A 26211-nucleotide genomic window follows, 5' to 3' on the forward strand; every position below is an offset into this window, starting at 1 on the left:
ATGCGCCTTCTCGTCGTTGAAGATGATGCCCTCATCAGCCGCTCCTTGGTGGAGGCCCTGACACCGCTTGGCAACACTGTCGAGGTGCTGTCGACCCGTGCCGCTGCGCGTTCAGCGTTACGCCAGGGTGGCGTCGACCTGGTGCTGCTCGATATCGGGCTGCCCGACGGTGATGGCCTGTCGCTGCTGGCCGAGATGCGTGATGGCGGCGATCGCACGCCGGTCATCCTGCTGACGGCCAGGGATGCTCTCGATGACCGAGTCAGGGGACTCGACCTGGGGGCCGACGACTACCTGGCCAAGCCCTTTCAATTGGCCGAGCTGGAAGCGCGCGTGCGCGCCTTGCTGCGGCGCAGCCAGCAACGTGCCGATAACCGCCTGAGCCTTGGCCCACTGACCTTCGACCCGGCCAGCGGTGCCGCCAGCCTGTTCGGTGAGCCCATGGCCCTGCCTCATCGCGAATTGCTGTTGGTCGAGAGCCTGCTGCTGCATGCCGGGGCCATTGCCCCGCGGGAAACCCTGGAAGGGCGTCTGTTTGGTTTTGGTGAGGTCGGCTCCAATGCCCTTGAGGTCTATGTCAGCCGTCTGCGCAAGCGGCTCAAGGACTCTGGACTGCGGATTCGCACGTTTCGTGGGCTGGGATATCGTCTGGAAGATGACGCGTGATGTCGTCTCGCCAGTCTAGCCATGGAGCGATGCTGTGATCACCCTCGGGAGCTCGCTGAAACGGCAGTTGCTCGGGTGGTTGTCGGTCACCGTGTTGCTGTTGGGCCTGGCGTTGATGGCGGAGGCCTGGATCAGCAGTCAGCGCGCGGCGAATCGCGCCTTCGATGCCCAATTGCAGGCGGCTGCACTGACGATCGCGGAAGCGGTTCGCTGGCGTGAGGGGGTGCCCCATGTGGTGGTGCCCGAAGCGGCGCTGCAGATACTCTCCACCGACAGTCAGGATCGCGTGTTCTACGCGGTGCTCGACGAGGACGGCGGCGTATTGTCGCGCAACTGGCCGGTGGTGATTCCCTCCGCCTGGCAGGACAGGCTGGATGCCGGTGGCCTGTCCCGCGACTTGATGACCTCCCGGGGTGACCTGCGGGTCCATGGGCAGCGGGTGGCCTCGGCGGGTTGGGTCAGTCAGCTGCCGGTACAGGTCTGGGTCGGTCACACCCTGGAAGGCCGCAAGGCGCTCGCCTGGGCGCTGTTCCGCGGCTCCCTGTCGCGGTTTGTGGCCATGGTGCTGATGACCAGCGCCCTGATGGGGCTAACCGTGCGCGCAGTGCTGCTGCCGCTGCGACGATTGCGACGACAGCTCAGGTCACGAAGTGCCGATGACTTTCGGCCATTGTCGGCCAAGGTACCCCAGGAGCTGCACGAATTGGTCCAGGCCCTGGATCACCTGTTTGCCCGTCAGCGCCAGGGGCGAGAAGATCTGTTGCGTTTTACCGCCGATGCCAGCCACCAGTTGAAGACCCCATTGGCCGGGTTGAAGACCACCTGTGAACTCGGGCTTCGCAGTCATTCCCCAGAGCACTGGCGCGATGCGCTGGTACGGGTGCACCAGCGGGTCGACGATACCAGTCGCCTGGCGGGACAGTTGCTGTCATTGGCGCGCCTTAGGCACCTTGACCAGGATCAGGGATGCCCGGCGCTGGAGCTGACCGCGCTGGTGCGCGATGTTGCGCTGGACTGGGCGGGTCGAGACCAGGCCCGGGATCACGACCTGGGGCTGGGCGAGGTGCCCGCCGGGCCTGTGCTGGTGCGCGTCGAGGGTTGGGCGCTGCGAGAAGCGCTGGGCAATCTGATCGACAATGCGCTGCGCTATACCCCGGCAGGGAGCGCGATAACGGTGATGATGGAACGAGAGACCCCGTCCAGGGACTTGGCATCTCGGCGTGTTCAGGTGTCAGTGGTGGACAATGGCCCGGGCGTCAGCGACATGGCGCTGGCTACCCTCGGCCAGCCGTTCCAGCGGGCGGGGCGCCAGGACACCGCTGGTTCAGGTCTGGGACTCGCCATTGTCGAGACCACGGCCCGCCGAATGGGGGCAACGCTGACCTTCGCGCACTGCCAGCCCCAGGGGTTGAGGGTAACGCTGTCGCTGCCGCTGGCCGACGACGAGATGCAACAGGCCCCGCTGACAGCGGCGTTAGAAGAGGCGAGCGACGTGCCAGTAGGGGGGCAGGCATGAAGTCTTGGCGAAGCATGCTGCTGTGGGTGATGGCGCTGTCGCTGGTGGCGGTGTCGCTGGCGGGCTGTGGTGATTCACAGGACAGCGTGCCGACGGTGGAGGATCCACTGGTGATCTCGGCCGCACTTGATCTGGATGTAGTCGAGCCTCTGCTTGAGGCCTTCCGCGACGCGTATCCGGAGATTCCGTTGAGCTTTATCGACCGATCGACGCTTGAGGTGGATCGCAGTGTGGTGGCAGGCACCGCGTCGGTCGACCCTGTCGCGGAGTCTCAGCCAGGGGGAGCGGAGTGGAGAGCGGAGACCCCGGACGTGGTGATCAGCTCTGCGATGCCCTGGCAGATGGACCGCGCCAACCAGGGGCTGGCTCAGCGTCTGCAGGGGCCCGAAATCGACAGCTGGCCAGCCTGGGCACGCTGGCGCGATGAGGTCTTCGCCTTTACCTTCGAGCCGGTGGTGATGGCCTATCGACTCGACCTGTCCCGACACATGCTGCCACCCCAGAGTCATGGTGACCTGCACCGCCTGCTGGCCACCGAGGCAGAGCGATTGTCCGGCCGGGTGACGACCTACTCACCGCTGGACAGCGGTGTGGGCTATACCCTGGCACAGCAGGATGCACGCTATTCCTCGCGCTTCTGGGATCTGGTGGCGGCGATGGGGGCGGTCGACACCCAGCTGGAAGCCAGCACCCGAGACATGTTGCGGGGGCTGAGCGACGGGCGTTATTGGCTGGGCTACAACCTGTTGGGGTCCTACGCCATGGTCTACGCCCAGGAGCATCCTGAGGTCATCGTGCAGGTGCCCATGGATTACTCCCTGGTGCTGATGCGTCTGGCGTTCGTTCATCGTCACGCCCGCCATCCGCAGGCGGCCGCCACCTTCGTCAAGTTTCTGTTGAGTCGAGCCGGCCAGCATGTGCTGGCGGGGCAGACCCCACTGTTCAGCATTCGCCCCGACGTGACCGGGCCCTATACGGCAGCACGGCTGCGCTCTCAGGTCGGGGAGAGGCTGTATCCGATTCTGCCCAAGGCGTCCTTGCTGGCGTTTGTTGATCCGGTGCGGCGCCAGGAGTTTATCGATCGCTGGGAAGCACGCTTTGGCGATAGCGCAGGCAAGGCCGACATCGAGGCACCGTCGGAGATAGAGGCACCGTCGGAGATAAAGGGTGAGACAGCGGATGCGAAAGCATCGATCGACACGGGGTCACTCTCGACACAGGGAGACTCTCGATACAGATAAGCAGTGGGCGCAGATGAACCTGGGCTGTCGCGTCGATAGCGGGACTTCATCGAGGGCAGGCAGCGCCCGTCACAGGCGGGCTTGAGGACGGCGTGAGAGGGCGCAGGACAGGGCCGAGCCATGGCAGTATCGAGTGGGCACATTGCCCGATGGTGGGGCGAAACGTTATAATGCGCGATTAACTTCTTCCCTCCCTCCAAGCCTCTGTGGGTGTTGCCGATTATGCTACGTATGGCCCAAGAAGCACTTACGTTTGACGACGTATTGCTCGTTCCCGGCTACTCCGATGTTCTGCCCAAGGACGTCAGCCTCCGGACCCGCCTGACTCGCGACCTCTTCCTGAACATCCCCCTCGCCTCTGCTGCCATGGACACTGTGACCGAAGCCCGTCTGGCGATTGCCATGGCTCAGGAAGGTGGCATTGGCATCATCCACAAGAGCATGAGCATTGCCCAGCAGGCGCTGGAAGTGCGCAAGGTCAAGAAGCACGAGAGCGTCATCGTCAAGGATCCGGTGACCGTAGGTCCCAAGGCCAAGCTGCAGGATCTGCTGTCCATGGCCAAGGAACACGGGTTCTCTGGTTTCCCTGTGGTGGAAGGCGAGACCCTGGTCGGCCTGGTCACCGAGCGTGACATGCGCTTCCAGCCCAACCATGGCGACAGCGTGTCGGACATCATGACCCCGCGCGAGCGTCTGGTGACGGTACCGGAAGGCACCCCGCTGGACGTCATCAAGGGCAAGATGCAGGAACACCGCGTCGAGAAGATGCTGGTGGTGGACGGTGAGTTCCGCCTGCGCGGCCTGGTGACCTTCCAGGACATCGAGAAGGCGCGCACCTTCCCCAATGCCGCCAAGGATGCCGATGGGCGTCTGCTGGTTGGCGCCGCCGTGGGCACTGGTCCCGAGACCCCTGACCGGGTCAAGGCTCTGGCAGAAGCTGGCGTCGATGCCATCGTGGTCGATACCGCCCATGGCCACTCCCGTGGCGTCATCGAGCGCGTGCGCTGGGTCAAGGAGCACTTCCCCCAGATCCAGGTGATCGGTGGCAACATTGCCACGGCCGCCGCCGCCAAGGCACTGGCCGAGGCGGGCGCCGACGCGGTCAAGGTGGGCATCGGTCCCGGTTCCATCTGTACCACCCGGATCGTGGCCGGTGTGGGCGTGCCCCAGATCACGGCCGTGTCCAACGTGGCCGAGGCGGTCAAGCCCTATGACATTCCGCTGATCGCCGACGGCGGTGTGCGCTTCTCTGGAGACATCGCCAAGGCGGTGGCAGCCGGTGCCAGCTGCATCATGGTGGGTGGTCTGCTGGCGGGTACCGAGGAAGCCCCGGGCGAGGTGGAACTGTTCCAGGGGCGTACCTACAAGGCCTATCGTGGCATGGGCTCCATGGGCGCCATGTCCCAGACCCAGGGTTCCAGCGACCGCTACTTCCAGGACAAGGATGACGGTGTCGAGAAGCTGGTACCGGAAGGCATTGAAGGCCGTGTCCCCTACAAGGGGGTGATGAGCGCCATCGTGCACCAGCTGATGGGTGGCCTGCGAGCGTCCATGGGCTATACCGGTTGCGCCAGCATCGACGAGATGCGCACCAAGCCTGAGTTCGTCAAGATCACGGGCGCCGGCTTCAACGAGTCCCACGTGCATGACGTGCAGATCACCAAGGAAGCCCCGAACTATCGCGTAGGGTGAGGCGTCCACCGTCGCCCTGAAGCTGGAAGCGCCCTGGCGCTTCCAGCTTTTCACTTTATTGCCCTTTGATCGCCAGGCCTTTTGGCCACCGCCTGCAAGGTAATTCCCATGACCGATATCCACGCCCACAAGATCCTGATCCTCGACTTCGGCTCCCAGTACACCCAGCTGATTGCCCGTCGGGTTCGCGAGATTGGCGTCTATTCCGAGATTCGCGCCTTCGACATCACCGAAGAAGAAATCCGCGAGTATCGCCCCAATGGCATCATCCTGGCCGGTGGGCCGGAGTCGGTGACCGAGCTGGATTCGCCGCGGGCGCCTGCCTGCGTGTTCGAGATGGGCCTGCCGGTGTTTGGCATCTGCTATGGCATGCAGACCATGGCCGAGCAGCTGGGCGGCAAGGTCGAAGGTTCCAACAAGCGCGAATTCGGCTATGCCCAGATTCGCCTGGATGCCGAGACGGCGCTGTTCAAGGACATCAAGGACCACGTTGATCCCGAGACCGGTCGCGGCCTCCTGGATGTGTGGATGAGCCACGGCGACAAGGTTGCCCAGGCGCCTGAAGCGTTCACCGTGACGGCCTCCACCCCTAGCTGTCCGATCGCTGCCATGTCCTGGGAAGAAAAGCGCTTCTACGGCGTGCAGTTTCACCCTGAGGTGACGCATACCCAGCAGGGCCAGCGTATCCTCGAGCACTTCGTGCTGGACATCTGCGGTGCTGAACGCAACTGGACTCCGGCCAAGATCATCGAAGACCAGATCGCCCGGGTGCGCGAGCAGGTAGGCGACCGTCACGTGTTACTGGGCCTGTCTGGCGGCGTCGATTCCTCGGTGGTGGCCGCCCTGTTGCACAAGGCCATCGGCGACCAGCTGACCTGTGTATTCGTCGACAACGGCCTGCTGCGCAAGAACGAAGGTGACCAGGTCATGGAGACCTTCGCTCAGCACATGGGCGTTCGCGTCATCCGCGCCGACGCCGAAGACCTGTTCCTCGGCAAGCTCGAGGGCGAGGCCGACCCCGAGGCCAAGCGCAAGATCATTGGCAACACCTTCATCGACGTGTTTGATGAACAAGCTGCCAAGATCGACGGCGTGGACTTCCTGGCCCAGGGCACCATCTACCCGGACGTGATCGAGTCCGCCGCGGCCAAGACCGGCAAGGCTCACGTGATCAAGTCGCACCACAATGTGGGTGGCCTGCCGGAGACCATGAAGCTCAAGCTGGTCGAGCCGCTGCGCGAGCTTTTCAAGGACGAAGTGCGCAAGCTGGGACTTGAGCTCGGCCTGCCCTACGACATGGTCTACCGTCACCCCTTCCCGGGGCCGGGCCTGGGGGTGCGTATCCTCGGCGAGGTGAAGAAGGAGTACGCCGATATCCTGCGCGAGGCCGACGCCATCTTCATCGAAGAGCTGCACAACTCCGGCTGGTACCACAAGACTAGCCAGGCCTTCGCCGTCTTCCTGCCAGTGAAGTCCGTTGGTGTGGTGGGCGACGGGCGCCGCTACGAGTGGGTTATCGCCCTGCGCGCCGTCGAGACCATCGACTTCATGACCGCCCGTTGGGCGCACCTGCCCTACGAGCTGCTGGAGAAGGTGTCCAACCGCATCATCAACGAGCTGTCCGGCGTCTCCCGCGTCACCTACGACGTGTCGTCCAAGCCGCCGGCGACGATTGAGTGGGAATGATAATCCCCCGTTAAGTGACGGTCAGTCGTGACTGACAAAGCGGCGCAAGCTTTTGATTTTCATTAGCTTGTGTCGCTTTTTTTTAGTGCTGGATGTAGGCCGGTCAGCATATCCTACGCCTCGACGCGTCAGCGCTTGCAACATGCCCGTACGACGGTCACTCCACTCGCTCGTTCAACACATTCAGCGCTATAAGCGCCCTGGCTCATGCCGGGACGTTCGCCATATGTGCCGGTGCAAGTCCTGCTCCCATTGAGGGTAAAGAGTGATGCTTTTCTCAACGTATTGACCCATTGCGGTAGCAACTCCATCGGTGTGAATGCCCCGTTAGTGGTCGTTAGCTGCTCGGTGTCAGTATGGTGAGCCGGCTGCTTGGCCGAGAGGAACCGCTTTATAGCCTAGGTTGTCGTTCCCATACTCGAGCCTTGAAATGACTCGTCCATCGAGTTGAGGTAGGAGGTAGCCACGCCTGGGGCAAGATCTACTGTCCTTACAATGATGATGAGTGCCGCTGTGGCGAGTTCTGTATCGCAAGTGTGTGGAGTACGCCGAAAAACCCCGGCAGTCACGCCCGGGCGCTGAGAAGGGTCGTAGACAAGTGCGCTACCCACAAGCGCCGGAGCAGACAGCAACCGGAGGATTGAGCCGTGGAATATGTCTTTACGCTGAAGTACCAGTTGGCTGACCAAGACAGTGATCAAGATGCACTGGTAGAGCGGCTGGGTGCAGCCGGTTGTGATGACGCCCTGGTGGGAGTGGGGCAGGCTGGACGTCTTGCGCTGGAATTCTCCCGTGAAGCAGACGATGCCGAGCAAGCGATTCGCACTGCGTTGGCTGATGTTAGAGGCGTCGTCCCGTCCGCGCGTTTGATCGAAGCCTCGCCAGACCTCGTAGGCTTGACTGACGTTGCCGACGCCGTGGGCGTTTCCCGCCAGGCCATGCGGAAATTGATGCTCACCCACCGAGCCACGTTTCCCCTGCCGGTTCACGAAGGTAGCGCCTCTATCTGGCATCTCGCAGAAGTGCTTGATTGGCTCAACGCGCGAGGGGGCTACCAAATAGATGCTGGCGTATGGGAGGTGGCGAGGGTGGCGTTGGCAGTGAATATCGCCAAGGAGGCGGTCCGTCATCCGGTGCGCGATCACGGTGATATGGCATTGCTGACCGCGTAGCCAAGGGTGGGGAGGATACCCTCACAAGAGAAGAAAGTGGATGGTGAGTGGCAGTGACGTTGTCGACCTGGAGTATTGCCGGCTTGGACAGTGCATCGTCGGCTAGTCCTGCCACCACCATCGCGCTTTTCCTAGTGGGAGAAGGGCGTTTTACCCGTTTGTGTTACCAGTGGAAGCCTGCACCGACACCGATCCCTACATTCCCCTGGGTGTCGCCGGAGCCATTGATCTTGAAGGCCCACTTGCCGTTCTCCGTCAGGTGCGAAACGCCTACCGCCGCTGCAGATTCGCCTGAGTAGTTGCCTCCACCCACCGCGACCATGCTTCTGCCCGGCAGATACGCCTGGGGAACGGATGCCATGGCAATGGCGGTAGCTGAGCCGGCGTTGGCGTCGTCCTCTACGTCACCGATCTTTTCCGCCAGTCGACTGAACTGACGCTGCACGTTCTGGTTGAGGGCATTCAGCTGCCCCACGTTGGCTGCATCGGTGTCAGCGACGCCAGGCCCGACGTTGTGAACGGTGGTGGGGCCAGCAGTGGCATCGCCAAGGGTCACGGAGCCATAGTCGACGCTGCCATCCTCGTGCCGGTCGTAGTTGACGGCGCCTGCCTGAACGGACTCAAGCTGGCGGACATTGACCGCGTCGGTGGCTTCGGTGCCCCCGGCAACGTTGGTGATCTGACGTTCAGCTCCAGCGCTACCTACCGACAGTGCTCCCGCGGTAGAGCCAACAGCGACATCGGAGAACGCCTCGCGGGCACCGTTCATGCCACCGCGGTCAGCGACGGAACCTGAGCCCAGTGCGATGCCGCCTTCGGCTCCCTGGTCCACGCGAGCGCCACCCCCCATGGCAATGCCATCGTCTGCATCGACCTGGGCGCCAGGCCCAGACGTGCTGATCTTGCTGTAGAGGCCACCGCCGCCGCCAGCACTGCTCAGCTGCTGACTAAGGTCCCAAAGCTGTCCGCCGGTCACCGCATCGGTGCTGCCACTGCTGATGTCCCCATCGGCCAGATTGGAGAGGCTAGTGCCATCTTGCCCACCCAGGGTAATGCTGCCCTTATCTGATCCGGTGTCATAGGTCAGGGCATCGGCGCCAAGGCTGGCATACTGCCCCTCGAGGTCATCCACGCGGCTTGAGACGCCCTCGACCGCCTGGTTGGTGGCGTATAGCTGGCTACCATTGATGGCATCGGTGCTGCTGGCGCTGACCCGACCCGCGGCCAGATGTGTCAGGGTCCGCTCTTGACCAGCGCTGCCAATGCCCACAGTGGCGATTGGCGAGCTACCGGCAAAGGTGTAGTCCGTACCGGCCAGGGTGATACTCGACGTTGCCACTGCCGCACCGGTCACCGAGTTGCTCCCCAGCGCAATGCTAGACACCTCGCTGGCGTTAGCGCTGTGCCCAATGGCGATGGCATCCACGGCCGATGCGATACCGTTGGAACCCAGTACCAACGTATGGTCGGCGCTAGCGGTTCCGGTACTCCCCACAACCGTTGCCCCCAAACCATCGACCGTTGCGTTGTTACCCATGACATTGGCGTGCTTAGACGCAGCTGAAATCGAATTGTTCGATCCGGAGACGCCAACAAAGTCTGCACTGACCGTGTTGTTGTTACCCAGCACTCGCGCTGCATTGCCATCTACATTGTTCTTCATACCAACAACGCTGGCGTACTTTGATGCGTCACTGATCGTGTTCGAGTCACCGATGGCATTCGCGCTGATAGCGTTGGTGCTAATGGAACTGTTCGTGCCAATCAGCACGCTATTTTCGGCGCTAGCGGTGAGAGAACTGCCTAAACTCACCGCTCGACTTCCGCTCGATGTAGTGCCTTCCCCAATGGCAATGGCTTGAGAGCCGGAGGCGGCGGACTCTCCCCCCAGAGCGATGGCGCCTTTGCTGGTGGCCTGTGCACCCTTGACGGTATTGCTGCCGATAGCGATAGCGCCAACACCAGAGGCGGTCGTGGAGTTGGCCACGCTCAAGGTGCCGCCGCTATCTGCTCCAGCACCTGCACTGGTGCCATCACTGGCGCCGCCGATGGCCACCGCATTGGTGGCTTTTGCATTAGCGCCAAAGCCTAAAGCGGTGGCGCCGGAGGACGAGGCGACGCTCTCAAGGCCAAAGGCGCTGGCAAAGCGTGCCGTGGCAGAGGAATGAAATCCTACTGCCGTGGCCCCCTCCGAGGTGGCAGTGGTAAGCCCCCCAATGGCGGTGTTGGCGTAACCGTTTGAGCCGGTGCCTCCACCGGTGGCGTCGCAGCCAGCTACGAGGGAGAAGGTTCCGTTACCGTCTGTGGCCTGAGACGTGTTGTGAAGATTTCCCTCGCGACCCACAAACACCGGATTTGATAGCGAGGCTCCGCCACAAGAGTCTTCTGTGTTGACGTAGTTGGCCTGAGCCGTCGTGGACATGCCCGCTATGAGGACCAGGCCCAGCGCTGGCATCAGCGGTCGATGGAAAAGCCCTTTGCGACTGTGGGCCATCGCTGTGAGTAGCGCTCGATGCTGAAACTTCGGTGTTTCCGAGTCGCTCTTTGTACGCCCGTAAGATGTTTTCATCGTTGACACTCCCTGCCTACTGTCGCACAAGGCTGCGGTATCCGCTGCCGCGCCCATCGTTCGTCGAGATGTCGCAGTCACTGGATCGGAACAGGTGCAGCTAGTCCGCCACCACTACGACGAGGATCACTAATGCTTCTGCAAGAATGTCGTAGTGTAATGTTAAGTAACAGGTAGGTAGCGGCCGAGAGTGGAGCGATCTAGATGACATGATTTTCTATGCAGAATTGGCTTTTGTTGCTTTGAAATAACGAGGCGGCGTCGAGGTCTTTGACGTGATCAAAGGGGGTGGCTATGCAATTTTTTTCTGAATGTTAAAAAAGTTTATTTAAAAACAATGATTTGCTCTGTGATTTTATATAGATATATAATTCATTTAAAAACATTGGCTGACGTGATAGTAATAGTTAAGGAGTGAAGTGAAAGAGATGTTTTTGTGCGCATATGGCTACCTAGATCCCCTCTTAAAAGCATGTCAGGTTCTTTATGCTTTTGGAAAATCTCTTTTATATTAGTATTTTGTGTTTTTGTTTATATGTAATGCTTATTTTAGTCATTTTTCTTTTTCGCTCTTTTTGGCACAATTCTTCGAAAACTAAAACCAAGAATGCGAAGTATATGTTTCAATTGTGCTGAAAATGCTTACAAATATGTTGGTGTGGCGTAGTTACTACTATGTGGAGTGTGATCGAGCCTCTGTGGAGAGCACGCGGGTCACGGCGGTACTTGTCGATTCTTTCCAGAAGACCGTTCTTGGTGCCTATCCATATTAGGAGTTTTACGGGTATCAATAACGAAAAGCGCACAGATAGACGAGGTGTCGAGGAGGGGAAAAGAGCCGGCGTATATGGCCCGCCTCAGCCAGCTTCGGTCACACCCGCCATGGAGTGGGAGCCGTCGTTTGAGTGCTGTCTTACTGCGACTCGCCCCGCCAGGATATCTTTAGGCGATGTAGGGTGCTGGACCGAGTAGAGCGTAGCGGTATGTCATCATCACAACACCCGCCGATGGGCGGGTGTTGTGTTCGAGTGGAGAAGGTCGGCCTGGCGTCGTCGATCCAGGCTGTGTGTCAGTCGCTCTCGTAAAGCTCTGCCTTGGCATCGCGCATGACGTTTTCACAGGCGGCGTGCTGGGCCAGCTCTGTCATCAACGTCTGGGACAGGGCGAAGCCCTTGCCCAGGCAGCGATCCACGTCTTCACGGGGGATGCCGGGCTGCACATCCACGTCCAGGGTGAGGGTTCGCTTGCCGCCTTCGAGACGGTCGGCAAGGTGCCTGAGCTGCCATGCCAGGCGGTGTTTCCAGCTTGCGGTTGTTTCCACGCCTTCGGTCACGTCCAGGGTGCACTGCCACTGAGGCTTGTAGACCTTCATGGTAACCTCCTTGCTGGTGAAGTGAGCGTTCTCCTGTTCCTTCATCACGTTCAGGTTTCAGCATACTCGCATATGTCCTCCTTGCCACTCCCTCCCTCGGGGGCGGTCCCCTGTTTCTATTGGATGGGGCCTTTAGGGTCGGTTCTATTGGGTCGTACCGGGTAAGCGAGTCCTTGCTGGGGCAGAACAAAAGAATGCTGAGAGATTGAACAAAAGGTCCTCGGATTGCGGCCTCGGGCGACGGAGCGCCTGCGGAAACTGGCTACACTGAATCGGGGTCACGGGGAGTGCTGCGATGCAGTCGCGGGGGGCAGGAGCGGCAATCGGCAGGGACAGGCGACTATGGCTGGTACTGCTGGTGGCAGTGGTATCACTGGCCTGGGAGCTGGCGGGAGAAGCATCGCGGCCACCGCCCAATGTCACAATGTGGGTGCTCGACCACACAGATGAGCTGCCGCCGCCGTCGAGCAGCTCTGATGGCTTGGTGCAACGCCGGCTGGAAGAGCAGGTGAGCCTCGGCCTCAGGGCGCATCCCGTGTGGATGCGTGTCGTCATTCACAATGGGCAGGCGGGCCAGCGCCTGGTGTTCTCGAATCCTCTGGTCCAGGGCATCGAGTTGTTTGGATGCACCGCGAACGATTGCCGTCCCGTTCGTAGGGCGGCACATTTCGCCGACAATGAGGGTATCGCTGCAGCGCTTCCCCAGTTTGTGCTGCCTGACGGAGTGAGCGAGTACTTGCTCAAGGTGGTGACCAATCAGGCAATCCGCTTTGACCTTACCGTGCTCGATGACGCCCAACTGCATCATCACTGGCGTCAGCTGCTGTTGGGCCAGGGGCTGTACTTCGGCCTGATTGCCGGTCTCGCTGCCTACAATAGCCTCTTGCTGTTCAGTCTGCGCGACGGTAATTATCTGTGGTACTTAGGGTTTCTCAGCGGGTCCGGGCTTTACTTCCTGACCCAGAATGGCCTGCTGATGATGCTCTTTCCCCACATGGGCGCTCGCCTCAACGAGGCGCTGCTGCTGTCCTCCCTGTCGGTGATCAGCATTTTCGGTATCCAATTCTGTCGTCGCTTCTTGCGCACGCCCTATCAGGACCCTTGGGTGGACAGGCTGATGCGTTGGTTATGCTGGCCGTTGTGTGCGGCGATAGCGGTGGCCTGGCTTCTACCCAGCTTCTTGACGGTGGTGATCTACTCGGTGCTGGGAACACTGGTACTGGCGGCCTTTCTGGTGTCATCACTACGAGGCCTGTGGCGAGGGTTTCGCCCAGCCCAGTGGCTGCTGATGGCGTGGTCGGTGCTGGTGGTGGGGGTCTCGCTATTACTGCTGGTCACCTATGGGATCATTCCCCATAACGTCTGGACGTTACACGGTTTTCAAATGGGTTCCGGGCTTGAAGCCATCTTGCTGTCGTTGGCCCTGGCCGATCGCATCAGCTTGCTGCAGCACGAGCGCGAAACATTGCTGGAAGAGAAGGCGCGGCTGCATGGCATGAGCTATCTGGACGGGCTGACCGGCGTGCACAACCGGCGTTATCTCGATGAAGCACTGCCCGCAGCCATCGCTCAGGCCGAGGCGAGTGAGCACCCGCTGTCACTGATCATGTTGGATATCGATAACTTCAAACGCTTCAATGATGGCTGGGGGCATGCCGAGGGGGACCGCGCCCTGCAGCACCTGGGAAAGGTCATAGAGGACGTGGTGCGTGATGTGGATCCTGTCTGCCGCTACGGTGGTGAAGAATTTGTCATCCTGCTCAAGGAGCGTGATGAGCACCAGGCAATGGAAGTGGCCGAGCGAATCCGCCATGGGTTGGCCTCGACACCGCTGCTGCTGCATAGCGGCGAGTCGGTGCTGTTGACCTGCACCCTGGGTGTGGCGCGACGCCAGCGGGGAGAGTCGGCCAGTGACCTGCTGCGACGTGCCGATCAGGCGCTGTACCGTGGCAAGTACGCCGGGCGCGATCGCGTGGTACTCAATGCGTCTGCTGTCAGTGCCGGCGACACGCCCTGAACATACCGCCTTCCCCATGACCTGTCGCACTATGCCATTCTTTTCAGGGAACCCTGGTGGTGGTGCGGGTCGAAGCTAGCGGGTGTCACGTTGTTCAATAATCCAAGGAACCGGCATGAAAGATGTCTCTATGTTACCTCGGCCATCAGCGCCCGGCGCTGCGTTTCTGATGGTGGCGGCGGCGGTGCTGTCGATGGCGCTGCTGGTGCCGGGTGGAGCGAGTGCAGCAACGGACAAGCAAGACAACGAGATGGCCGAGCCGTCAGAGGGACAGGCGCCTCTGGCGCTGCCGGCCACCTACCTGGGCACCTACCTGGGAGAACTACCCTGCGATGACTGTCGTGGCATACGACTCGAGCTGTCCCTGGATGGTGCTGGCCGCTTCCTGCTCAAGGAGCGTCACCTGGGGCCGGGGGAACAGCCTGACCGGCGCTACCGCGGCGACTATGAGATCGAGGCGAGTCGTCTGGCACTGATGGGGGCAGTCCCTCAGCCGTTTGACGAGTGGCGGATGGGCGCCAATGGCGGCTGGCTTGGCCAGGGGGATCAAGCGGGTGAACAGGGAGCCCGCCTGGAACGCCTGGAGACCGTGCTGTCAGAGCCGCTGGAAGGGCGCTACTGGAAGCTGGTCGAACTGGCGGGCAAGTCGCCGCTGACCGGTGAAACGCATCTTGTATTGCATGAAAAGGAGGGGCGCGTCGCCGGCTTTACCGGCTGCAACCGCTTGATGGGCCGCTACCAGGTAGAAGCGGACTCGTTGGCGCTATCTCCGCTCGGTACGACGAAAATGGCCTGCGCTCAAGAGACGATGATCCAGGAACAGGAGTTGCTGGAAGCGCTGCAAGCGACTAGTCGCTATCGAATACTGGGTGACGAGCTGTTTCTGCTGGGAGACCAGGGCGCGACCCTGGCGCGCTTCGAGGTCGTGCATCTGACCTGAGCTGGCCTGAACGGATGTGAACTGGCCTGGGCTGATGTGAAGTGGGCTGGGCTGATGTGAACTGGGCTGGGCTAGCTTGACTTAGGCTGGCCCGGCTTAGCTCAGTCCCTTCAAGGCGCTATCAGGCGGTCGTCGTGCTGACATCCGCGCGGTCGCTGACGATGCAATCTCGGCCTTCGGCCTTGGCACGGTACAGCAGTCTGTCCGCATGGTTGATCAGCGCATCGTAGCTGACGCCGGGAGAATGGCTGGTCACCCCAGCGCTGACCGTGAGCGAGATCACATCGCCATTGTGCATGATCGGCAAGCTGTGCAGTCGCTTTCTGAAGCTCTCCAGTACCGGCAGTATTTCGCCAAGGTCAGCGCCGGGGAAGATCAGCAGAAACTCTTCGCCTCCCCAGCGGCATAGTACGTCGGAGCGTCGAAAATGACGCAACAGCAGGTCCGACAGCTGGATCAGGCACTGGTCGCCCACACGATGACCATGCTTGTCATTGATCAGTTTGAAGTGGTCGATGTCGATCAAGGCAAGACTGTAGGGGATGCCCTTGCCTTCCCTGCGGTCACTGGCCAGCTGACGCAGGTATTCCCCCGCGTAGCGGCGGTTGTGAAGACCGGTCAGCGCGTCTCGGGTGGCCATGCTGGTCAGGTTTTCTTCCTGCGTTTCATAGACGTGTCTTGCCAGCATGGCAAAGCCGATCATGGTGAACAGCGCGATCGCCAGATTCAGCGTCGCCAGAATCAGCGGGAAGGGCGCTGCCTGCTCGACGGGAAACAGCTGGGCGATCGGAAATTCGAGGAAGAGGAAGATGACCATCCCCATCAGCCCCAGCAGCAGCGATACCCACCTCACCGAGTGGGTGACCGCGGCCCAGCAGGCCAGGGTCAGCAGGTAGAAGTGGAAGCCCGCTGTGGTGCCGAGCACAAGCGTGGCGATGATAGCGTGGCAATAGGCCTCCGCGATGATCAGATAGACAGCGCGATCCTGTTCGCCCCGCTCGTTGGCCAGATAGGCGCCCAGCCACATGCCGACGCTGACGATGTTGGTCAGTGCCAGCGCGGGATAGCCCAGCCACCAGAACAGCGGAATAAACAGGAAGTGAACGCCAGCCCCCATCAGGCTGGCCCAGCGCGTCAGCAGGTGCTTGCGCAGGCGTCGATGGCGGATGGAGGCCGGGCGCTGGAGTGCCGTCTGGGCGAGAATCGAGTGTCGGTCCATGCACGGGAGCCTCGCATTCGGTAAGGGGAGTCTCGACGTCTCGTCAGACGACGTGCTTGACCATCAGGGTGGGGCGAAGAGCGTGCCTGAAAGCAGGCTCCCGCCGGACACCCGGCTACAGGTTGCTACATCCAATGTAGCAGTTCCGGTAGATGAATAGTGCTACGCACTCACGCCAATTCAGCGCTGTGATACACGTTCTGTACGTCGTCGAGATCGTTGAGCATGTCGAGAAGCTTCTCGAACAGGGCCACGTCGTCCCCTTCCAGCGGGGTAGTCGCCTGAGGCAGGAACTGGATCTCGTCCACCTCAAATTCTGCCGCGCCCACGGTATCGCGCAGTGCCTGGCGAGCCTTGGCGTATTCGGTCGGCGGAGCGAAGACGGTGATCACGCCGTTTTCGTTCTCGATGTCAGTGACGTCCACGTCAGCTTCCATCAGGGCTTCCAGCGCCGCTTCTTCGTCTTCGCCGGCGTAGGACAGGATCGCCAGATGGTCAAACATGTGGCTGACGCTGCCGGGAGTGCCGATTTTGCTTTTGGTCTTGGTAAAGCAGGCGCGCACGTCGCCGAAGGTGCGGTTGGGGTTATCGGTCAGACACTCGACAATGACCATGGCATTGCCGGGGCCGAAGCCTTCGTAGCGCGCGCTGGAGTAGTCCTCACCACCCACTCCGGAGGCCTTCTCGAGCGCGCGCTCGATGACGTGGCCGGGTACCTGATCTTTCTTGGCGCGGTCCAGCAGACTGCGCAGCGACAAGTTGGCGGTGGGGTCAGGCCCCCCGGCCTTGGCGCAGACGTAGATCTCGCGCCCATACTTGCTGTAGACCTTGGTCTTGGCGGCGGCCGTCTTGGCCATGGATTCCTTGCGGTTCTGAAAGGCCCTACCCATTGCGTATTCCTGTGACGTGACAACACGAACACAGAATTCTACGAGAGTCTGCCCCCTGGCGAGAAGCCTTATTTCCCGCCGAGAGGGCTTATTCCCCTGGCGAGTGACTGGCCCGGGTCGCCCAAGCATAAGGCATGAGCTGTCTAAACTGGGGATACTGACCAAGGAGAGCGCTTATGGATCATCTTGCCTATCGCCATGCGTTAACGGAACGCCTGGCCGGTGCCGAGCTTCCCTTTGCCGCTGAAGAGTTTGATCGACGGCTGGCCCGGACCCGCGATGCGATGCAGCGTCAGGGACTGGATGCGCTGCTGCTGTGTCAGCCATCGGATATCTTCTATCTGTGCGGGTACCACACCTTTGAAGTGTCGGTACATGCCGCGCTGGTGGTCACGACTCGGCGCACCATGTTGCAGGTGGCCTCGATCGAAACCGGGCCCGCCGTGGTGACCGCGCGGGTCGACGAGATTGTCGGCTATCGCTGGGAGGCGCCCGAGGAGATCATCGACCCGCTGGCGCAGGTGCTGTCAGAGTGTCGCGCCATCGGGGTGGATGGCCATAACCCTGGTCTTCGACACAGTGTGATGCAGCACCTTCAAGGTCGCTTGGGAGGTGATCGTTTCCAGCACGCAGCAGGACCCTTGATGGCCACGCTAAGATTGGTCAAGAGCGACGCCGAGATCGATTGCCTCGTGCGCAGCGCCGCGATGACGGCCGAGGGACTGGAACGAGCCATTGAGTCGGTCGAGCCGGGCATCAGCGATAATCACATCGCCGCCGCTGGCGCCCAGGCCATGCTGGAGGCTGGCAGCGAGTTTTTCAGCCTGGCGCCTATCGTGACCACTGGCCCGCGCAGCGGCACGATTCATGTCAACCATCAGCGTCACCCCGTTCACCAGGGGGATGTGGTCTTTCTGGAGTTTGGCGCGGTCTGGCGCCGCTATACCGCCCCCATCATGCGCACCGTGGTGATCGGTAGCGTCACCGACGAGATGCAGCGCGCAGCCGAGCTCTGTGCCGTCATGGAGTCCGAGCTGTGCAAGGCCATGGTGCCAGGACGCCGGTTCGAGGAAGCCGCCAACGTGGCCGATCAGCTGCTGGCGCCGCAGCGCGACAGCTTCTTTCATTCCGGGGTCTACGGATACTCGGTCGGAGCCCAGTTTCCGCCTAGCTGGGTGGAGGGAACCGGTTACCTCGCTCCGGGCCAGACGACTCGATTCGAGCGCAACATGGTTTTTCACTTGCCCCTGTGCCTGCGTGTTCCCGGCCAATTTGGTATCGGCCTGAGCAACACCGTGCGAGTCACCGAGCGAGGGGCGGTGCGCCTGACAAATCACGACATGACATTGGTCCAGCGGTAGGCCTGGCCTGCTGCTGGGGACATGGGTGCCGATGCACCACATTCAGCGCTAGACTGGCGCGCCAATGCGCTTGAGAGCACAACATGCTGAGCTTCTTTGAACGGCTGGTCGATCCCTACCCGGATCAGCCCGAATCGGTGCCGACGCCCCAGCTTTGGCCCTTTATCCTGCACTACTCGCGGCCCTTTGCCGGGCTGCTGCTTTCCATGGCGCTGGTCACGGCCCTCGTATCTGCCGCCGAGGTGGTGTTCTTCACCGCCATGGGCGAGCTGGTGGACTGGCTGGCCGAGGCGGATCGAACCCGCTTTGTCGATACCCACCTGATGGCGCTGGTGGGGTTGGGGGTGGCGGTGTTGGTGGGGTTGCCGCTGCTGGTACTGGTGCTGTCTCTGATCACCCATCAAGGCATTTTCGGCAACTATCCGATGCTGGGGCGCTGGCTATCTCACCGCTTGATGTTGAACCAGAGCCTGTCGTTCTTTCATGACGAGTTCGCGGGAAGGGTGTCCCAGAAGGTCATGCAGACTGCCCTGGCCATGCGCGAGACGGTGACCAAGCTACTCGACATGCTGGTGTATGTGCTGGTCTATTTCACTGGCGCACTGGTGGTGCTGGGCAGCGCAGAACCCTGGCTGATGGTGCCGCTGCTGGTGTGGCTGGGAGGCTACCTGGGGTTGATGCGCTGGTTCATTCCGCGGTTGCGTCGGGTGTCGATGGCCCAGGCCGACGCCCGGGCGGTGATGACGGGGCGGGTCGTGGACAGCTACAGCAACATCCAGACCATCAAGCTGTTTGCCGATGACGGTGCTGAACAGGCCTACGCTCGGGAGGCCATGGATGGCTTCATGGGCACCGTGCATCGGCAGATGCGGTTGGCGACGGGACTGTCGGTAGCGCTGACGATGCTCAACACCTTGCTGCTGGTGGCCATGGCCGCGCTGGTGGTGCTGGCCTGGTACCACGAATGGGTATCGCTTGGGGTGACCGCCGTCGCCATTGGCCTGGTCATGCGAGTGCGCTCCATGTCGGATTGGATTCTGTGGGAAGTGGCAGGCCTGTTCGAGAACATCGGTACCGTGCAGGACGGCATCAACACCCTGTCGAAGGTCCCTGAGGTGCAAGACCAGCCTGGCGCTCCCCGGCTTGTGGTGTCTCGAGGCAAGATTGTGTTCGACCACATCACCTTTGGCTATGCGCGGGGACAGCTGCCTGGACGCAAGGTATTCGATGGCTTCGAGCTGCAGATCGCTCCGGGTGAGAGAGTCGGCATCATCGGTCGTTCGGGTGCGGGCAAGTCGACGCTGGCATCGCTGCTGTTGCGATTTCACGATGTCCAGGATGGACGAATCCTGGTGGACGATCAGGACATTGCCGGCGTCAGTCAGTCGTCACTGCGTCAGCAGATTGGCATGGTGACCCAGGACACCTCGTTACTGCATCGGTCGTTGCGCGAAAACGTGCTGTATGGCAGCCAGCCATGTAGCGAGGAACGCCTGTGGCAGGCACTGCGTCAGGCGCATGTGCATGAGTTCCTTGATGAGCTGATCGATCCGCAGGGACGGCGTGGGCTCGATGCGCAAGTGGGAGAGCGTGGAGTGACGCTGTCTGGCGGCCAGCGCCAGCGAATTGCCATCGCCCGGGTGCTGCTGAAGGATGCTCCCATTCTGGTGCTGGACGAGGCCACCTCCGCGTTGGATTCAGAGGTGGAGTCGGCGATTCAGGAACAGCTCTACACCTTGATGGAAGGCAAGACGGTGATTGCGATTGCGCATCGCCTGTCCACCATTGCGATGCTGGATCGACTCGTGGTGATCGACAGGGGGCGCATTGTTGAAATGGGGGATCACCACAGCTTGCTGGCCCAGGATGGGCTGTACGCCTCGCTGTGGCAGCGCCAGGCAGGAGGATTTTTGGGGGAATAGTCTTCGTTTGCTGTAGCGGTTTTCTTGGGTTTTCTTAGCTGATAGCTTCGCCATATGTGCGTCAAGTCAACGTCTTGGCTACCATTCGTGTGATACTGGACAGCTATTTCAACCGTCTGTGGAGATGACCTATCCCATGAAGGCTCCTGAGAGTGCTCATGACCTGTACCAACAACGGCGTGAGCGCTCTGGCGGACGGGGTGTCGCCCGCTGGTGGCGTTGGTGACAGGGGGGCGTGCTACAGCAGAGCGCCATCCTGAGCCTGAGCCCCGATCAATGCCGTCCCAGGGGCAGCGGCGGCGTCTCGCCCTCACGATTTACGGCGTTGCCCTGGTGGCCCTGGTGGTGACGCTGGCGGGTTCCCTGCGAGCGCAATACCTAAGCGAGCTCGAACGGATCGACCAGCGTCTGCTGGCACGTGCGAGTGTGGTGGAGGCCCTTGTCGGTGGCGCCTTCGACACGGTATCCAGCACGCTATCTGGAATTCTCGCCCTCGATGATGCTCTCGACGGTGTGGATGCAGGCTACTCTCGAGATGCCTTGCTGGCCGAGCGGGCAGCGCAAGTCCCCCTGGTTGATCGTCTGATGATGGCCCCGCTGTCCGTACCTCAAGAGTCAGCGCTGGCCAATGGATGGCTTCCCCTCGATAGCTTTCATCAATACCTGGCAGCGCTGGCGCCTGGGGACACCTTGATCTCTCCCTTGCACAGGCCGGAGCGCGCCGATGGCTACCGGGTGACCGTGGCACAGCGCAGCGCCTCTCCGACATCATCGCAACACGTGGCTCTGGCGCTGGTGGATCCTCAGCCGCTGGCCGAGCTTATCGCAGGCCTGGGACTGGTGGATGGGGAGAGCATTGCACTGGTCGATAGCGCCTCCCGCCTGCTGGTTCGCGTACCCCATGTCGCACTGGCGACGGGTGAGGTGGTCCCCCGGGTGGAAGCGCCGCTGTTGACGACGAACACCCCCGACACCCTGCGCTTCCGTGAAGTGTCTCATCTGGATGGCCAGGCGCGCTTCTTTTTGGCACGCCGGGTCAACGGCATGCCGCTGTGGCTGGTGTTGGGGCAGACGGAGGAAGACGCCTTGGCGGGCTGGTACCAGCGCCTGTGGTCCCTGCTGGCGTTGGCGGCGTTGCTGGCCCTGAGTGGCGGGTGGCTGCTGCGTCACATGTTGGCCCAGTGGCGTATCCAGGCCGAACTGCGCGGAGAGGTGATCGAGCGTCAGCGGGCAGAGCAGGCGGCACACCGGCGAGAAAACCGCCTGCAGGCGTTGATCAAGTCCATGCAGGATGTGGTGATGGTGCTGGATGGAAGAGGGGTCTTCACCTTCGTTCATGCCGGTGATGAGGGGCTGTTGATAGCCCCTGTCGAGCAGCTGATCGGACGCCACTATACGGATGTTCTCCCTCAGGATATTGCGGCACGACTTCGCAATACTCTCGCCTCGAGGATCGATAGTGGCGATGCTCATCGGCTCGACTACAGCCTGACCCTCAACGGTGAGCGCCATGAGTTCAGCGCGCTGATCAGCCCGCTGTTCAGCGGCAGTGGGGGGCACGATGGGACCATGATGGTGGTGCGTGATGTCACTGAGGATCGCCTGCTGCAGGCACGCATGAGCATTGCCGCGGTGGCCTTCGAGACCCACCTGGGGATGATGATCACGGATGCAGATGGCGTGATTCTCAACGTTAACCAGACGTTCACCGAGATCACCGGTTACACCGAGATAGACATGAGAGGCCAGCGTCCCGGCATTCTGCGTTCAGGACGACACGATGAGCATTTTTATCGTGAGATGTGGTGCCAGATAAGAGAGTACGGGGTGTGGCAGGGGGAGATATGGAATCGCCGCAAGAGCGGTGAGATCTACCCGCAATGGCTGACCATCAGTAGCGTGCATGACGATCAGGGGTGTGTGCGCAACTATGTGGCGACCCTTAGTGACATCACCGAACGCAAGGCCGCCGAAGAAGAGATTCACAAGCTGGCCTTTTTTGACCCTCTTACTGGCCTTGCGAATCGACGCCTGCTGCTCGATCGCCTGGAAGAGGCGTTGGCGTTAAGTCGTCGCGAAAATCACTACGGTGCTCTGCTGATCGTCGATCTGGATAACTTCAAGCAGGTCAACGATATCCTGGGTCACCGAGGGGGCGATGCCCTGCTCCGCGAGGCCGCCAAGCGCTTCAAGGCGGTGCTGCGGGAAGGGGACACGCTAGCTCGCTTCAGCGCGGATGAGTTTGTCGTGGTGGCGAGTCATCTGGGGGCCGAGCAGGAAACCGCCATCCGCCTGTCTGAGGTTATCGCCAGCAAGCTACTGTCGACACTGGAAACGCCAATATGGGTCGAGGGACGCCCCATGACCCTGACCGCACGGGTCGGCATCAGCCCGTTCCGTGATGAGGTGTCCAAAGAGCGCCAGATGCAACAGGCTGACATGGCACTCTTCCACGCCAAGTCACGCGCCGTGACACCAGTGTGCTTCTTCGACCCAGGCATGCAGCAGCGGATGCAGCAACGCGCCCAGCTCTACGAAGACCTGGTCGGAGCGATCGGCCGTGGAGAGCTCTACCTGGCCTATCAGAAGCAGGTCGACGAGCACGACCGCGTGACCGGAGTCGAGGCACTGTTAAGGTGGCAGCATCCTCAGCGCGGGATGGTTCCCCCTGCCGAGTTCATTCCCCTGGCCGAGGAACGCCCACTGATCCAGGAGCTCGGGCTCTGGGTGATCGAGCAGGCCTGCTTGACTCTGGTGTCCTGGCAACAGGCACAGGGCGATATCGCGGCGCAGCCAGCGGGGACAGAGCCCGGGGAGATAACGAGCGCGGCAGTCACGAAAGATGCGAGAACGAGGGGCGCCGATGCAGGAAAGAAGGCGCCGTGTCCCAGCGTGTCGGTCAATGTCAGCCCCAGGCAGTTTCAGGATCCGGGCTTTGTGGCCAGGGTCAGCGACATCCTGGCCCGTACCAGGGCGCCTGCCGAGCGGCTCAAGTTCGAAGTGACCGAGACATTGTTTGTCGGGGACCGTGACGGCGTCGAGCGCACCATGAGGCAGCTCAAGGCACTGGGCGTGACCTTTGCGCTGGATGACTTTGGCACCGGTTACTCATCGCTGGCCTACCTGAAGCGCCTGCCCCTGGACGAATTGAAGGTGGATCAGTCGTTCGTGCGCGATGTCCTCGACAACGCCACCAGCTCGGCCATCGTGGCCAGTACCATTGCCCTGGCGCGCAGTCTCGGGCTCGATGTGATCGCCGAGGGGGTGGAAACCCTTGAGCAACGTGACTGGTTGATTCAGCATGGCTGCCATCGTTTCCAGGGCTACCTCTACGGCCAGCCAGCGCGCATATCGGAGTTGAGCCTTACCGTGTTGTAGCCGTTCTATCGCCGGTACTATCGCAAGCCCTATCTCCAGTACTATCGCAAACCCTATCGCCAGCCCTATCGCCGATGTTGTGTTGAACCATGATGGAGCCATGATGACAGCGCCATTCTTTATCGATGCCTGGTCGTTCACCCATGGGCGGCGCCAGCTGCCTGAGCCCGCACCAGGCCCCCTCGAAGTGGGCGCCTGGTACCACTTTCAGCGCGATGTCGAGGAGACGTATCACCGGCTGGAACAGGCCGGCATCCCGGAGTCCGCAATTGACGGTGTCCTGGCCGAGGACACACGACCACGCTTTGAGTCACTGGGCGATGGCAACTTTCTGTTGATCTTGCGGGGCGTCAATCTCAACGCAGGCGAGCAGCCGGATGACATGCTCAGTATTCGCATCCTGCACTACAATGGGGTGCTGATCTCGACCCGCAAATTGCCCTCGCGCGCCATCGCCGACATTCGCCACGACCTGGAGCAGGGCACCGGCCCGGACGATCTAGGAGCGGTGGTGGTGGAGATCATCGAGAAGCTTCACCAGCGGATCGAAGATTTTGTCGAGCCCTTCGATGCCATCATCGCGTCACAGGAAGAAGCACGCGAGACCGACAATAGTGTGCTGATGGCGCTCAATAAACGCCTGATCAAGCTGAGACGATTCCTCAAGCCCCAGCGTTATGCCCTGGAGGCCATGATCGACAACCTGCCGCCATTGCTGGGCGACGATCGCTTTGACCTGGCCAATGGACGAGACACCATTCAGCGCATCAACGAGTCGGTGGATTTCTATCTCGAGCATGTGGGGATGGTGCAGCAGTACCAGGCTCATCAGCACACCGAGAAGGTCAATCGCAACACCTATCTGCTCTCGATCATCTCCGGCGTGTTCCTGCCCATCAGCTTTCTCACCGGGCTGCTTGGGGTCAATATTGGCGGCATGCCCGGTGTCGATAGCCCGCTGGCCTTCGCGCTGTTCTGCATCTTCATGGTCGTGCTTGTCGCGGTCGAGATGGTCGTGCTCAAGCGCTGGCGCTTTATCTAGTCGATGGGCTAGCCGGGGCTGAGGCTGGCCTGTTCAGGGTATCCCGCGGGACACGCCGCAGGTGGCTTTCTGTCTTGCCCCCTGGCAGGGCGGCGATCAAGTCGGCGGCGTGCAGCAGGCGCGGCAGATCAATTTCGCTGACCAGACCGCCGCCCTGAAGGGCATAGACCAGATCCTCGCTGGCGGTGTTGCCGGTGGCTCCAGGGGCGAAAGGACAGCCTCCCAGCCCACCGCTGGCCGCGTCCAGTGCGGTGGCGCCCTGAGCCACCGCGGCCAGCGCGTTGGCAACGCCCATGCCAAAGGTATCGTGGCCATGGAAGGCCCAGGCCAGGGTCGAGGAGCGGTGACGCTCCGTCAGCCGGGCGAAGTGGTCCGCCACCTGGTAGGGCGATGCCCGCCCTGTGGTGTCACACAGCGCGACCTCCAGCGGCACATCGCCAATGATCGCTAGCGCACGCTCCAGCACGTCATCCACCTGTTGCCAGCGGATCGTGCCGTCGAAGGGGCAGTCGAAGCAGGTGCCCAGACCCAGGCGCAGCGTAGTATTGCCCTTGGCCCGCAGCGCCTCGACCACCCGGGAAAGCCCCTCAAGGGATTGCTCCACCGATTGGCGCACGTTGTTGAGGTTGTGCGCCTCTGACACCGACACCACGTAGACCAGTTCATCCAGGTCATGGGCCAGGGCCAGTTCCGCGCCCTTGAGGTTGGGCACCAGGGCGGAGAAGCGCACGTCCTTGCGATGCGCGAAGGCGTGAATCAATTCGCTGGTATCTGCCATCTGAGGAATGGCGCGAGGACTCACGAAGGAGCCGATTTCCATGCGCGTGATGCCCGCATCGAGCAGCGCCTGGATCACCTGAATCTTGCGCTCGGTGGGCAAGGGTTCGGCAATCGATTGGAAGCCATCGCGGGGCGCGACTTCGACCAGTTCGACAGCGGCGGGTGTAGCAGTCATGACGATTCTCCAGGGTGTTCAAGGGCAGAAGGGGATGGCTGGTCAGCGACCGGTTGATCGGGAGGCGGCAGTGGTCCGCCGCGACCCATGCTGGCCAGCGTGTCGATCAGAAACTGCAGCCCCAGCGCGGTGAAGCCGATGGGGAGCAAGGCGTAGGGCAGTACCATGGGCGTGCCGAGAGAGCTTGAGACCCGCTCGCCGTATTCGAAGGCTTGATACGCCATCAGCCCACCACGCCAGGCAAGAATGGCGCAGAAGATGACCCCCGCAAGACCCGTAAGGACCTCCAGCCAGCGGCGAACCGCTTGGGGCAGCTTGTCCTTGAAGAAGGTGATGCGTATGTGGGCATCGAAGCGCTGGGCCTCGGCGGCGCCCATGACGGCCAGATAGACCAGCAGGAAGGAGTTGATCTCCAGGCTCCAGTGAGTGGGGGCGGCGAAGGCGTAGCGCATCAGGGTGTCGTAGCAGATGGACACCATCATGAAGACCAGCACCAGCATGGATGCCGCCCGCAGCAAGGTGAGTACCCTGTCCCAGCCCAGACGAACCAATGTCAGAGCAAGTGTGTTCATG

The 26211-nt window shown here is 61.4% G+C and carries 18 protein-coding genes; 12 read left to right on the forward strand and 6 right to left on the reverse strand.

Annotation, left to right across the window (positions count from 1 at the left end; all coding sequences use genetic code 11):
- The 6 genes from KUV45_RS18785 to KUV45_RS18810 all read left to right on the forward strand — a co-directional run bounded on the left by KUV45_RS18785 (position 1) and on the right by KUV45_RS18810 (position 7973).
- Positions 1-666, forward strand: coding sequence for a response regulator (locus tag KUV45_RS18785; protein WP_206940108.1), 666 nt, complete (start codon positions 1-3; stop codon positions 664-666).
- 34 nt (positions 667-700) lie between these two features.
- Positions 701-2182, forward strand: a complete 1482-nt coding sequence (locus KUV45_RS18790; protein WP_222161620.1) for a sensor histidine kinase — start codon at positions 701-703, stop codon at positions 2180-2182.
- Positions 2179-3423, forward strand: a complete 1245-nt coding sequence (locus KUV45_RS18795; protein WP_224851858.1) for an ABC transporter substrate-binding protein — start codon at positions 2179-2181, stop codon at positions 3421-3423. The genes KUV45_RS18790 and KUV45_RS18795 overlap by 4 nt, the downstream gene beginning before the upstream one ends.
- 222 nt (positions 3424-3645) lie before the next feature.
- Entirely contained in the window at positions 3646-5115 is a 1470-nt protein-coding gene (guaB, locus tag KUV45_RS18800) for an IMP dehydrogenase (RefSeq protein WP_222161621.1), read from the forward strand.
- A 108-nt stretch (positions 5116-5223) separates the two neighbouring features.
- Positions 5224-6801, forward strand: coding sequence for a glutamine-hydrolyzing GMP synthase (gene guaA / locus KUV45_RS18805; protein WP_206940102.1), 1578 nt, complete (start codon positions 5224-5226; stop codon positions 6799-6801).
- 647 nt (positions 6802-7448) lie between these two features.
- On the forward strand, positions 7449-7973 hold the full coding sequence (locus KUV45_RS18810) for an AlpA family transcriptional regulator (protein WP_222161622.1): 525 nt from the start codon (positions 7449-7451) through the stop codon (positions 7971-7973).
- 163 nt (positions 7974-8136) lie between these two features.
- On the opposite strand, the gene KUV45_RS18815 is transcribed toward KUV45_RS18810, so the two are convergent.
- Together KUV45_RS18815 and KUV45_RS18820 are read right to left on the reverse strand one after the other, a co-directional pair.
- Positions 8137-10542 (reverse strand): YadA family autotransporter adhesin, encoded by a 2406-nt coding sequence (locus KUV45_RS18815; protein WP_222161623.1) that lies wholly within the window; start codon positions 10540-10542, stop codon positions 8137-8139.
- A 1069-nt stretch (positions 10543-11611) separates the two neighbouring features.
- Complete coding sequence (locus KUV45_RS18820) at positions 11612-11914, reverse strand: hypothetical protein (protein WP_222161624.1); 303 nt, start codon at positions 11912-11914, stop codon at positions 11612-11614.
- A 295-nt stretch (positions 11915-12209) separates the two neighbouring features.
- On the opposite strand from KUV45_RS18820, the gene KUV45_RS18825 reads away from it, so the two are divergent.
- Complete coding sequence (locus KUV45_RS18825) at positions 12210-13931, forward strand: GGDEF domain-containing protein (RefSeq protein WP_222161625.1); 1722 nt, start codon at positions 12210-12212, stop codon at positions 13929-13931.
- 115 nt (positions 13932-14046) lie between these two features.
- Positions 14047-14871, forward strand: a complete 825-nt coding sequence (locus KUV45_RS18830) for an META domain-containing protein (RefSeq protein WP_222161626.1) — start codon at positions 14047-14049, stop codon at positions 14869-14871.
- A gap of 121 nt (positions 14872-14992) precedes the next feature.
- Here the strand turns inward: KUV45_RS18830 and KUV45_RS18835 are convergent, their stop codons facing one another.
- Both KUV45_RS18835 and KUV45_RS18840 read right to left on the reverse strand, forming a co-directional pair.
- Positions 14993-16090 (reverse strand): GGDEF domain-containing protein, encoded by a 1098-nt coding sequence (locus KUV45_RS18835; protein WP_222161627.1) that lies wholly within the window; start codon positions 16088-16090, stop codon positions 14993-14995.
- Between the two features lie 170 nt (positions 16091-16260).
- Complete coding sequence (locus KUV45_RS18840) at positions 16261-16980, reverse strand: YebC/PmpR family DNA-binding transcriptional regulator (protein WP_206940094.1); 720 nt, start codon at positions 16978-16980, stop codon at positions 16261-16263.
- 176 nt (positions 16981-17156) lie between these two features.
- On the opposite strand from KUV45_RS18840, the gene KUV45_RS18845 reads away from it, so the two are divergent.
- From KUV45_RS18845 to KUV45_RS18860, 4 genes are all read left to right on the forward strand, one after another.
- On the forward strand, positions 17157-18341 hold the full coding sequence (locus KUV45_RS18845) for a Xaa-Pro peptidase family protein (protein ID WP_222161628.1): 1185 nt from the start codon (positions 17157-17159) through the stop codon (positions 18339-18341).
- Positions 18342-18424: 83 nt separating this feature from the next.
- The gene (locus KUV45_RS18850) at positions 18425-20263 is read left to right on the forward strand and encodes an ABC transporter ATP-binding protein (protein ID WP_222161629.1); all 1839 of its coding nucleotides are present in this window, start codon (positions 18425-18427) and stop codon (positions 20261-20263) included.
- 276 nt (positions 20264-20539) lie between these two features.
- Positions 20540-23641, forward strand: a complete 3102-nt coding sequence (locus KUV45_RS18855) for an EAL domain-containing protein (protein ID WP_222161630.1) — start codon at positions 20540-20542, stop codon at positions 23639-23641.
- Positions 23642-23744: 103 nt separating this feature from the next.
- On the forward strand, positions 23745-24683 hold the full coding sequence (locus KUV45_RS18860) for a CorA family divalent cation transporter (protein ID WP_222174278.1): 939 nt from the start codon (positions 23745-23747) through the stop codon (positions 24681-24683).
- Here KUV45_RS18860 and KUV45_RS18865 read toward each other — a convergent pair.
- Both KUV45_RS18865 and KUV45_RS18870 read right to left on the reverse strand, forming a co-directional pair.
- Positions 24676-25638, reverse strand: coding sequence for a hydroxymethylglutaryl-CoA lyase (locus KUV45_RS18865; protein ID WP_224851857.1), 963 nt, complete (start codon positions 25636-25638; stop codon positions 24676-24678). The genes KUV45_RS18860 and KUV45_RS18865 overlap by 8 nt on opposite strands.
- Positions 25635-26210, reverse strand: a complete 576-nt coding sequence (locus KUV45_RS18870; protein ID WP_222161632.1) for a TRAP transporter small permease — start codon at positions 26208-26210, stop codon at positions 25635-25637. The genes KUV45_RS18865 and KUV45_RS18870 overlap by 4 nt, the downstream gene beginning before the upstream one ends.
- Position 26211: the final 1 nt, after the last annotated feature.

It is taken from the genome of Halomonas sp. DP3Y7-2, assembly GCF_019800795.1.
Taxonomy (GTDB): domain Bacteria; phylum Pseudomonadota; class Gammaproteobacteria; order Pseudomonadales; family Halomonadaceae; genus Halomonas; species Halomonas litopenaei_A.